Origin of the sequence: Hyphomicrobium denitrificans 1NES1 (assembly GCF_000230975.2) — a bacterium.
Classification (GTDB): domain Bacteria; phylum Pseudomonadota; class Alphaproteobacteria; order Rhizobiales; family Hyphomicrobiaceae; genus Hyphomicrobium_B; species Hyphomicrobium_B denitrificans_A.
The window spans coordinates 824,277-834,403 of the sequence record NC_021172.1 but is presented as its reverse complement, the minus strand read 5'-3'; the positions used below and the strand labels follow the sequence as shown (position 1 = coordinate 834,403).

Here is a 10,127-nt window from a genome sequence, read left to right as displayed (position 1 = left end):
GGTTCAATTTTTCATTCCAATGATTTCGGCCAGGAGTCCGTCCGTTTCCTTCTCGAGCGCGACTATATCCGCCCGAATCGCATCGAGCGTGCGCAGCGGCTGCGGTTTGTAGAAGTACCGATTGAAGCTGATCTCGTACCCGATCTTGGTCGCGTCCTTGTCGACCCACGCGTCGCTCGCGTGCGGCAATACTTCCCTTTCGATGAATGCTTGGATGCCTCCCTCTTCGAGCAGAGACACTTGTTCAGTGTCGCGTAGTTCCGTGTCCGGCTCGTATTCGACGATGGCAGCCTTGGCATCGAGCTTGACGTCGCAAAGGCCGTGCAACGGATCGGCTTCGCCCTTCTTATGAATTTTCTTGATCACTGGCTCAGCTGTCTCGTCGCGCTGTGCGAGTTCAGACTGCACCAGCTTCACACGCTTCGCCGTGAGCTTCACGCCCTTGTCGTCTGCGAGTCCTTCGAGCTTCTTTTTGAATGCGTTGAAATTCGTATGCGGTCCCACACCGATTGACTTCGCGAGCGCGTCCATGAGGTTCGCCATCGGCTCTTCGCCCGCATCGACGCACGCAACCCGAAAATGTTTTCGCCTCGTCTCACCCAAATCGACTGCGAGCCGAAGCGGCCGCTCGACCGTCACCTTCCAGTACCCGAATGCCTTGTTCGGGAAAATCTTCGACTGCGCCGTCTCTTCGAAGGCCAGAAACGTGTCGAGAATCCGCTTGATATCGTCCTCGGACAGCTCGCAGTTCTTCTTCCCGAGGTTCTTGCGCAAGGGCTTGTACCAGCTCGTCGCATCGATGAGCTGTACCTTGTCCTTGCGGTTCGCCGGCTTCTTGTTGGAAAGCACCCAGATGTAGGTCGCGATGCCGGTGTTGTAGAACATGTTCAGAGGCAGGGCGATAATCGCTTCGAGCCAGTCGTTCTCGATGATCCAGCGCCGGATGTTGCTCTCGCCTTGCCCGGCATCGCCGGTGAAGAGCGATGACCCGTTATGAACCTCGGCAATCCGGCTCCCGAGCTTGGACCCATGCTTCATCTTCGACAGCATGTTCGCGAGGAAAAGCATCTGGCCGTCGCTGGTACGCGTAACCAGCGAATACTCACTGTCAGCGTCATGTTCGATTACAAAGCGCGGGTCTTTCAAGCCATCTTTCCCGCCCATGCGCTCAAGGTCGCTCTTCCAGCTCTTGCCGTAGGGGGGATTCGACAACATGAAGTCGAACTCGCGAGCCCGGAACGCATCATTCGACAGCGTGGAATACTCCGGACCGCCGATGATATTGTCCGCCTGCTCGCCCTCGCCCTTCACGAGAAGATCGGCTTTGCAGATCGCGTAGGTCTCGGCATTGATCTCTTGTCCGTAAAGGTGCGTGGAAACTTCCTTGCCATGCTCTTTGGCAAGCTGCTGCAGGGTCTCCTCGGCAACCGTGAGCATGCCGCCAGTGCCGCACGCGCCGTCGTAGAGCAAATACGTGCCGGACGTGATCTTATCTGCGATCGGGCGGAAGATGAGCTCGGCCATAAGCTTCACCCCGTCGCGCGGTGTCCAGTGCTCTCCGGCCTCCTCGTTGTTCTCTTCGTTGAAGCGCCGGACGAGCTCTTCGAACACCGTGCCCATCGCATGATTGTCGAGGCCCTTATGCTTCACTGATCCGTCGCCATTCAGCACCGGGTTCGGACCCAAGTTGATAGACGGGTCGAGGAACTTTTCGATGAGTGTGCCCAGTACGTCCGCCTTCGAGAGCCGCGGAATCTGATTACGGAACTCGAAGTTCTCGATGATCACCTGCACGTTCGGCGAGAAGCCTTCGAGGTACACCTCGAAGTCTGCGCGCAACTGCTGCTGGCTCGAGCGGTTCTTGAGATCCCGCAGCGTGAACTTCGACGTGTTGTAGAAAGCCTGCCCGGCGGCCTGTCGAAGCGGCTGGTCCTTGTTGGTGACCTTCGCCTTATCGAGCTTGTCGTTCATGTCGAGCACGGCCTTCTTGGTCGGTTCGAGCACGGCGTCCAGTCGCCGCAAGACCGTCATCGGAAGGATGACGTCGCGGTACTTGCCGCGGACGTACAGGTCACGTAGGACGTCGTCCGCGATGCCCCATATAAAATTTGCTATCCACCCAAAATCGCCGTTCGCCACCCTCGTTCCCCCCGCAGATTCCTGTCCCGTCATACGCCGCACATTATACGCAAAACAGGGCCGTATCTCCTAACTCCCCAATTCTCCACATTTCGAACATTGCCACTATATCCAACCGACCTTGAGTCCCATCGATTTCATTGTATCGTCGCCCGCAACGCGGGGGATAGAAGCATGGCGCGACGCAGCGATAAATCGGGAAAGACCGGGTCCGGACAATTGCCCGCGGAGGTCTTTACGTTTCCGCAGTCCAGCTCCGCCAATGATGACGGTCTGGAGCACGACGCACCGCCCGCAAATCTTTCTCCAGCTGAGCGGCGACTCTATGATGAACTCCTCACCCTCGCACGCAGGCTCGACAAGCAAGGAGTACCTGGCGCCTATGGCCTCGTGGCGAACGTCGCGGATCAGGTGACGGCGCTCAAGCACCGGGGACAAAGCGCGATCGCCGCACTCGCGCGCGGCGTCGACGCACTCAAAAAGGCTGATGAGACCCACACCAGCAAACGTCTGGAAACGATGCGCAAGGTTATGAGCGACCACGAACCAGCACTCTTCACTGCAGCAATCTGCCTCCTGATCGCGATCGGATGCCTAATAGCTGGCTTTGCCGATTCCAGGAATTATTTCCCATTCAGCATCTTTGCTCTTGCAGTCACCGCCGTATTCGTGCTGCCCACCCTTTGGGACCTCAAGACCAAGCGCTAAGCATCGTCCGTCATGGCCATGAACTCGGCCCAGCAGAGCCGCTAACTCCTGCTTCCCCTCCGAAAATCCGTGATGCCTCCCGCATTCGCTCACAGCGCGCTTTTCATCCAATCCGCGTGATAGGCGTCGTGGCTTCGAGACGAGACTCTGACACGATAGAAGTTCAGCTTACAAACCTCAATCCCCTGTAATTGCTCCCCTGCCAAAAGATGCAGTCGCGGAGATCGCCGGCCGCGATGGCATCGAGTTCGCTGATGAAGGCGCGCCGTGTGAGAGCCGCGAAGCCTTGATTGCCACACCACAAGTGATAGTCCCCCCACAGGTCGCTAACGGCCAAAATACCCGTCTCGTCCGGCTCGATGCGCTCAGCAAGATAATCGTAGAGCGCGCCGACCTTCGGCGCCAGCGCCGCTACCGTCTTTGCAGCGCTCAAAGACGTTCGAGCTGGACCTGTTTCCGTGCGATGACCGCCAACTTGGCGTCTGCGTGCGGGTTGAGCAGGTGATCGCATCGTCAGAACGAACTCGTGCACCACGACCGGCGCGAAGGCGCTCACAAGCTCCACCACGACGACCAGAACCAAGATGAGGACGAGGCTCACGTCCTCGACCGGAACAAGACCGCGGGAAAGCGATGCGATGAGGCGCGACTGCGGATCGGCTTCGCGGCGTGCACCTCGCGCGCGGTAAACATCGCGCTTGTGCCGAAGGAAAGATGCCCGCCGCTCGAGCTCGGCGGCATCTTTCGATCTTTCCAGGTCTTGCCGCAACAAAGCAACGTGCGCACATGCATTTCGTGTCCTCGGCGTGTCCTTGGCACAGTCTTTAGATACTGCACCGACCGTGCCGCCCGGAACAACTTGCGCGAACACCGCTGCGATCGCCGCTTCCTTCTCGGCAGGCGACGGCACGACCCCGAATGCGCTCCGCTCCTTTTCTACGGCGGCGAGCTCGCTCTCGATGTCCTGATAAGCTAGCCGGAGATCCTGCTGCTCCCCGATCACCGCGCTTCGGTTGCGTGCGGCAAGGCCCAGCGCGGCCGAGACGGCGAAGATGAAGCAAAAGATCCATACAAACGCGGCAAGTCCCGCCGGCACAGGCCGCCGGGCGCGCCATAGTGTCAGGATGAAGATCGGCCCGATCGCCTTCCACACATCAGCGGAGAGCCCGAGAAGTGCAAAGACGCGAGCCTCGGATGGCGTGTGGCCGAATTGTTGGCCGGCTAAATAATTCATCGACGCGGAGGCGAAGATCGTGCCGCCCCACACCAGCATGCCGATGACGCTCCACACCCGCCACATGCGATCACACGTTCGGCGCGCGTCCGTGACGCTCTTCGTAGAGTTCGAGTCCTTCTAGGATGACATCGGCCAAGCCTTTGCCGTCGCGCGCCGCGAGAAGCCGGAGCCGCTTCTTCTTGCTTGCCGGCACGCGGACGTTGACCTGCACCATCGGCTCCGAGGGCTCCGCCGGCGCTTGGGTCGCAGGAACGTGCAGATTGCGCAGCGCCTCCTCCGGGTTCGGCGCCTTCCCGAGTTTCGACGGCGCAAACATGTTTTTCACGAACTTGGCTGCGTCGCTCATGCGACATCCTCCTTGCCCATCTTGCGCGGCTTGCGCTTCATCGCGGCGATCGCGTCGTTGACCCGAGCCAGCAGCTCCGCAATCACCATGTCGGCACGTTGATTGAGCGCACGCTCATTCGTCTCGGTGAGACCGAGGCCGCGGTTCTGCGCCGCGCGGTAAACGGCACGCTCCGGGATCGACGAGCGCAGGACCGCGTATCCCGTCTGTGCGATGTACCGGCGCGCCTCCGCCTCCTCCCCTTTCGTCGCTGTCCGGCACAGCACGAGCAACAGCCGCTCGCGCGGGATTCCTGCATCCGCGAGCTCGTGAAAGAGAAGGACCGCCGGCTCGAGATCATCAAGGCTGGGACCCGTCGGCTGTACGACCAGATGCGACTTGCGCGCGATGTCGAGCGTCGCGCGCGTAACACTGCCCGGTGTATCGAGGATAACAAGATCGCGCTTCGCGCCTGCCGCAAACGCATCGTCTATCGTACGAAACGCCTTTACCTCGATCGCGGGCGCGAGCGCATTCTGCGCGCGCAGCTTTTGCCATTTCGACACCGTGCGCTGCTGCGGATCGAGATCCGCCAGAAGCAGGCGCACGCCACCATGGCCTGCGACGGCAGCGAGCGCACGCGCCAGCGTGCTCTTCCCCACCCCGCCCTTCTGACTCACAAATGAGACGACGACGGGCATGTTGTATCAGCCTTCGGTTTGTCGCTCTTGATGGGCGCCCGGCATTTGAGGTCTGGGCGCGTATTCAGCCACTCCTGCACCTCATGCAGCCACCACCCCACGCGCCTCAAACCGATGGTGACGCGCTTCGGGAACAATCCCCGCTTCTCGAGCCGCCCAATGTGTTGCGGCGAGTACGGCACAATAAGGCACAACTCCCGCTTCGTGATCATACGTGGCAGGTCCGACGACATTCCGTTCTCCTTTGCAACGAGATGCCCCCACACCAAATCTGCAGCATTCACGCGACCTGTCAATGCAGAAACCTCCATTTCTATGTTGCTAGCAAGCTAGCCGACGGGCATTACCGAACCCATCGGGGCGACACGGCACATCACATTTTATGTCGACTGCCGCGGCGGGGCGCGACCGGACGCGACAACCCGCGACAGGGCGCAGAATTGTGGCTGTCGCCACCCGTCGCGGCTTTAGATCGTCGCCAGGCCGCGACGCTCGGTGAATATGGTAAGAACGAAATTATCCGCTGATTTTTTACTGCATCGCAGGGCGCTGATCGCCTACACGGCGGTCCCAAAAATTGCTCCGACCCCAGCCGTCAGGGCCATCGCCAAGGCACCCCAGAATGTGACACGAAGCGTTGCGGTAAGGGGGTTGGCGCCGCCGGCCTTCGCGCCAACCCAGCCAAGCGCTCCGAGGAAGACCAAGGATGCAATCGAAACGCTGAGTACAAGCTTGTCTGGAGGGGCAAGCAAAACCACCAGGATCGGCAGGGCCGCGCCCACCGAAAACGTCGCCGCGGACGTCAGAGCTGCTTGCATCGGCCGGGCGGTAGTGATTTCCGAGATTCCGAGCTCGTCCCGAGCGTGCGCGCCCAGTGCATCTTTTGCCATCAGTTGGTCGGCAACTTTGAGAGCGAGGTCGTGCTCGACGCCCCGCTGGACATAGATGTTTGCGAGTTCCTCGCGCTCAAACGCAATATTTTCCGAGAGTTCTTTTCGCTCTCTTGCGAGATCGGCCCGCTCGGTGTCCGATTGAGAACTGACAGAAACATACTCGCCGGCCGCCATCGACATGGCGCCCGCCACCAAACCCGCGACACCCGCCACCAGAATGTCGTTAGATTTCGCGGCTGCCGAAGCCACGCCAACGATGAGGCTTGCGGTTGAGACGATGCCATCGTTGGCGCCAAGCACGGCCGCCCTCAGCCAGCCGATTCGATGGACGAGATGTTCCTCCGAATGTAGATGTAAGCGGCTCATGCAGGATGCCCCTCAGTTCCAAATGTGCTTTGCGTCTCCTCATATCTACAGCGGGCGCTTCCTGCCAGTCAGCATCGACTTAACAAGATTTTCGCCGTGCTCAATGCTCGCAAAGATGACTCCGACGACGTGTAACCCGACGAGAGCAAGCGTCGCGTAGGCCAGCGCCTCATGAATTTCTTCCAGCATTTTTGAACCCCAGAAGGTGTCGGTCGTCATTAGGATACCGGTTGAGCAGAGACCAATCAGCAGGCCGAGGAGAGCAAGTATCATTGCTCCTCCAGCCGGATTGTGGCCAAGAGTTCTCGGGGCATCGAGACGCAAGGCTTTCCTGAGATAAGACCAGACGGCAGTCGGCCCTCTGACAAAGTCGGAAAACCGTGCATAACGAGGACCAACAAAGCCCCACAAGAGTCGCAATGTTACCAGCAAAGCAATTGCGTATCCTGCCCACAGGTGCAGCCATTCGATCTCGTCTCCGGTCAGAAAAGCAATGGCGAACAGGGCAACAAGTGACCAATGGAAAATGCGGATGAAGGGATCCCAGACCCGAACGGTTGCCGGCGGCATCGCGCCGCCGGCTTCGCTCACATTGTTAGCATCTGAGAGCATCAGCCTGCCTGCTTCGCTGGATTGCTCCAGTCGGCATCGGCTGGATTGCCCGTGACAGGATCTAGGAACAGCTCGATCCGCTGACCCTGAGGATCTCGCGCATAGACCTCGAAACAAGCGCCTTTGATTTTCGACTTGGCAACCTTGTAGCCGTGATCATTGACGATCTTTTCAAGTTGCTGAATGGACATCCATTTTTCTTGCGGCTGCGTCGTGCAGGGTTTGCCATAGCTTCCCGCGTGCGCTGCGCCAGCAACACTCAAGGTAACGAGGCCTGCAATTAGAGCTATTTTCATAGGTGTAGTCCTTTTTGTGCTTCGTTCTCGGTCCAGTCGCCACGCTTAGGCGACGCGGCCGAGACTGCCGGAATGCACCTGATCGCACCCTGACGGGCGGTGTCAGCATCTCGTCAGGTATCCGAAGCTAACGCAGCGATCTCGCTTTAAGCCTTGTTTCAGCGCAACGACCAATGTCTCTTCGTGCTCCGAGATTTGTCTTCTGCGTCTTGGTCTTCGAGGATGATGCGCGGACCTTCGCGGCCTGCGAGCAAGTTTCTACCGTACTTCGGCGAGCCGATTGATCGTCAGAGGTGCTAAAGCGGCGATCGGCGCCCCGGAACTGTCAACCGTCGCGGCTTTAGATCGTCGCCGAACCATAGCGCTCGGTCGGGGGCGCCTTGCCGGCGACGACGGCAAGCAAGCGCCGCTCCCAGAGTTCCAAGGCGCGTCGCTTTTCGGGCGCGTAATCATATTGGTCGTAGACCGCGCCGATCGTCTGCGTCCGGCCGGTGATCTGGTTCTGCACCATCTGGCGGATGTCGAGGGGAACGCCGCATTGCGCCATGCCCGTCGCCGCCTGGTGGCGAAGATCGTGCAGGCGCATGTGTCCGGCACCGATCTCGCGGAAGACCTCTTTGCACTGGCGCGACACCTGGTTGCCATTAAGCGCCTCAGGCTCCATGCGTCGAGCCGGGAAGACGAACGGATTGTCGGGCTTGCGTGCGATATCGCGCGCCTTTTCAAAAAGCGTGACCGCAGTCGCCGTGAGCGGCACGATGTGGCGCAGCCCGTTCTTCGTGCGCGCGCCCGGGATGACCCATTCCGGAGAATCACCCGATAGGCTCAACTCATCCGCGCTGGCTCCGACCACCTCGCCGAGCCGCTGGCCGGTGATCAGCAGCAACCGAACCGCGATTGCTGCATTCTCAAACATGCCGTCGAGCTTGGCCCAGAACGCCCGGAGCTGGTCGTCGGTCATCACGAACTCGCGAACGCGTTCTTCACCGCGACGGCGGATACGGAGCGCCGGATGCGACCGCACCAGGCCTTCGTCGAGCGCCCAGGAGAACACCGCGGAGATCACCGACTGGCATCGGTTCGCCTGAATCGGAGTCGCCGCCTTAGCGATATCATCGAGGACGTCGATAACCCGCAGACGATCGATGCTGCGCACGAGGTTCGATCCAAGCCGCCGTTTGATGTGGCGACGGTAGATTTTCTCGTCGCTCTCCCAGCTGCGCTTGTGCACCTTGGCGTACACCTCAAGCCAGCGCGCGAACAAGGTGTCGAAGTTCGCCCCGGTCTTAGGGCGGGCGCTGCGCGGGTCGACACCTTCGAGCTCCAGCTTCGAGATCAGCTCCTTTGCCTTGTTCACGATGCTGTCGAACTCGACATTGCGAGCATCATTCGTGATCGTCAGCCAGCACTGCTGAGCGCCAGCATGCGGTCGAAACCGGATGCGCCAAGAACCACCCCCCTTTCCGTTGGTCGCCAGGAAAAGCCGCGGATGCTTGGCGACGCTGTAGGTCGCCCGTGGCCCATTCAGGGCCCGCCGGATCATCAGTACGTTGGGCGCAACAGACACCATGTCTGCCTGCCTAGCATAGAAAATCGATGTCTCGCCAGTGTCTCAAGAAGCATGTTTTACAGCGTTCAGTGAGGTTCCGTCGTGACCATCGGAGGGCCGGATTAACATGCTGGTTTTACTAGCTTTATATATGAATTGTCCGGCACATGCCGGAATGGGTGAAAACATAGACAGAGTACACTCTGACTCTGCCTGTCTAGGTTCGAATCCTAGTCCCCCAGCCAGCGACTAAGCCACTGATATCTCTGCATATTATACGATTTCCGTAGGCAAAATTTAGGCGCGAATTCCGCGTCTTATCAGCAGGCGGTTCGATGTCCCGCGCAACTGGCCGCGTCTCTACGGTACTTCCCCGCCCTCAAAGGCCGTTTTATCTCTGTCGGCCTTTTTCGGCCGGTCAGACTCGCATCGTTTTTAGGTATTGGTCGGCGCTACCGCGTCTCGAACTCGAGGACTGCGCGTTGGAGTTGCCAGTCGTGCGGTAGATCTTTGCAAAGAGAGACAAGGCGCGTCGGTGTCAGCTCGGGTGGATATCGTCCGGACAGGAGCGCGCGGACAATGTCGGGCGCGAGATACGTCAGCCGCATGTGCGCCGGTGAAGTAGGTGACGACCGAATGCCCACGCGTGCAGTAGATGCGCTTCTCGCCCTCGGACGTTGATTCAATTGAGATGAGCATGGAGCCAAGTGTTAAACGCCATGGCACCTGGCGCCAAGATGCCATGCTGCTAGTTTAATCACTCCGTACACAAACAGTATGGGGTGTGTGTACGCGGCACCACGGCCACTACTGGTCACATGGCAACACGCGGACTGCCATCGAACCCGGCGGTTAGGCGTTCCCGCACTTGCCTTATTTCGCACGTCCAACCTGACGATGGGATGCTCCGGCACAGAACATTCATTGTTTCAACGGACAGGCGGCCGACTGCCGATCGGCATATACGGCACCCGATCGTAGGATGCCTTTGCAGAAAAACCGGTATTCGACGTGCCCGAAGACATCCTTCTTGTTCTCCTCCCATTTTCCTTGATCGCCAGGCAGGAGTTCTATCTGTGCATCGCCCCTGCCCGCGAGCGCCCCCGCGATCAAGGCATTGTATTCGTCCGTTCGGTTGTGCCCGCCTCCAACCATCCGCTGTTGACCGGGCCCCACGGTGTCTCCGATGTCCAGGCCTCGACTCCGTGAGATACATGCCGACATGTCGAATAGCATGAGCTCTCGTATGCGAGGGCGACGTCGACCCCGATCTGAACGCCCCTTTTTTCAGCAGACTGGTG

The 10,127-nt window shown here is 59.4% G+C and carries 11 protein-coding genes; 1 reads left to right on the top strand and 10 read right to left on the bottom strand.

The window, feature by feature from the left end; genetic code table 11:
* Positions 1 to 3: 3 nt before the first annotated feature.
* Positions 4 to 2,139, bottom strand: a complete 2,136-nt coding sequence (locus HYPDE_RS03860) for a type I restriction-modification system subunit M (RefSeq protein WP_015597054.1) — start codon at positions 2,137 to 2,139, stop codon at positions 4 to 6.
* Positions 2,140 to 2,313: 174 nt separating this feature from the next.
* Here HYPDE_RS03860 and HYPDE_RS03855 point away from each other — a divergent pair, with 174 nt between their 5' ends.
* Complete coding sequence (locus tag HYPDE_RS03855) at positions 2,314 to 2,847, top strand: hypothetical protein (protein ID WP_015597053.1); 534 nt, start codon at positions 2,314 to 2,316, stop codon at positions 2,845 to 2,847.
* Between the two features lie 163 nt (positions 2,848 to 3,010).
* On the opposite strand, the gene HYPDE_RS03850 is transcribed toward HYPDE_RS03855, so the two are convergent.
* The 9 genes from HYPDE_RS03850 to HYPDE_RS03810 form a co-directional block, all read right to left on the bottom strand.
* Positions 3,011 to 4,147: a hypothetical protein gene (locus tag HYPDE_RS03850; protein ID WP_015597052.1), complete on the bottom strand. Its 1,137-nt coding sequence runs from the start codon at positions 4,145 to 4,147 to the stop codon at positions 3,011 to 3,013.
* A 4-nt stretch (positions 4,148 to 4,151) separates the two neighbouring features.
* On the bottom strand, positions 4,152 to 4,430 hold the full coding sequence (locus HYPDE_RS03845; RefSeq protein WP_015597051.1) for a hypothetical protein: 279 nt from the start codon (positions 4,428 to 4,430) through the stop codon (positions 4,152 to 4,154).
* Positions 4,427 to 5,110, bottom strand: coding sequence for a ParA family protein (locus HYPDE_RS03840; protein ID WP_015597050.1), 684 nt, complete (start codon positions 5,108 to 5,110; stop codon positions 4,427 to 4,429). The genes HYPDE_RS03845 and HYPDE_RS03840 overlap by 4 nt, the downstream gene beginning before the upstream one ends.
* Complete coding sequence (locus tag HYPDE_RS19795; RefSeq protein ID WP_432263866.1) at positions 5,086 to 5,322, bottom strand: helix-turn-helix transcriptional regulator; 237 nt, start codon at positions 5,320 to 5,322, stop codon at positions 5,086 to 5,088. The genes HYPDE_RS03840 and HYPDE_RS19795 overlap by 25 nt, the downstream gene beginning before the upstream one ends.
* Before the next feature lie 345 nt (positions 5,323 to 5,667).
* Positions 5,668 to 6,369 (bottom strand): VIT1/CCC1 transporter family protein, encoded by a 702-nt coding sequence (locus HYPDE_RS03830; protein WP_015597048.1) that lies wholly within the window; start codon positions 6,367 to 6,369, stop codon positions 5,668 to 5,670.
* A 45-nt stretch (positions 6,370 to 6,414) separates the two neighbouring features.
* Positions 6,415 to 6,981: a cytochrome b/b6 domain-containing protein gene (locus HYPDE_RS03825; protein WP_015597047.1), complete on the bottom strand. Its 567-nt coding sequence runs from the start codon at positions 6,979 to 6,981 to the stop codon at positions 6,415 to 6,417.
* Positions 6,981 to 7,277, bottom strand: a complete 297-nt coding sequence (locus HYPDE_RS03820; RefSeq protein WP_051111965.1) for a PepSY domain-containing protein — start codon at positions 7,275 to 7,277, stop codon at positions 6,981 to 6,983. Before HYPDE_RS03820 ends, HYPDE_RS03825 begins: the two co-directional genes overlap by 1 nt.
* A 340-nt stretch (positions 7,278 to 7,617) precedes the next feature.
* Positions 7,618 to 8,847: a tyrosine-type recombinase/integrase gene (locus HYPDE_RS03815; RefSeq protein ID WP_041319937.1), complete on the bottom strand. Its 1,230-nt coding sequence runs from the start codon at positions 8,845 to 8,847 to the stop codon at positions 7,618 to 7,620.
* Between the two features lie 900 nt (positions 8,848 to 9,747).
* On the bottom strand, positions 9,748 to 10,002 hold the full coding sequence (locus HYPDE_RS03810) for a hypothetical protein (protein WP_015597043.1): 255 nt from the start codon (positions 10,000 to 10,002) through the stop codon (positions 9,748 to 9,750).
* Positions 10,003 to 10,127: the final 125 nt, after the last annotated feature.

Coding starts and splice junctions, on each gene's coding strand:
- HYPDE_RS03855 (WP_015597053.1), top strand. CDS start 2,314: ATGGCGCGACGCAGCGATAAATCGGGAAAGACCGGGTCCGGACAATTG.
- HYPDE_RS03850 (WP_015597052.1), bottom strand. CDS start 4,147: ATGTGGCGGGTGTGGAGCGTCATCGGCATGCTGGTGTGGGGCGGCACG.
- HYPDE_RS03845 (WP_015597051.1), bottom strand. CDS start 4,430: ATGAGCGACGCAGCCAAGTTCGTGAAAAACATGTTTGCGCCGTCGAAA.
- HYPDE_RS03840 (WP_015597050.1), bottom strand. CDS start 5,110: ATGCCCGTCGTCGTCTCATTTGTGAGTCAGAAGGGCGGGGTGGGGAAG.
- HYPDE_RS19795 (WP_432263866.1), bottom strand. CDS start 5,322: ATGATCACGAAGCGGGAGTTGTGCCTTATTGTGCCGTACTCGCCGCAA.
- HYPDE_RS03830 (WP_015597048.1), bottom strand. CDS start 6,369: ATGAGCCGCTTACATCTACATTCGGAGGAACATCTCGTCCATCGAATC.
- HYPDE_RS03825 (WP_015597047.1), bottom strand. CDS start 6,981: ATGCTCTCAGATGCTAACAATGTGAGCGAAGCCGGCGGCGCGATGCCG.
- HYPDE_RS03820 (WP_051111965.1), bottom strand. CDS start 7,277: ATGAAAATAGCTCTAATTGCAGGCCTCGTTACCTTGAGTGTTGCTGGC.
- HYPDE_RS03815 (WP_041319937.1), bottom strand. CDS start 8,847: ATGGTGTCTGTTGCGCCCAACGTACTGATGATCCGGCGGGCCCTGAAT.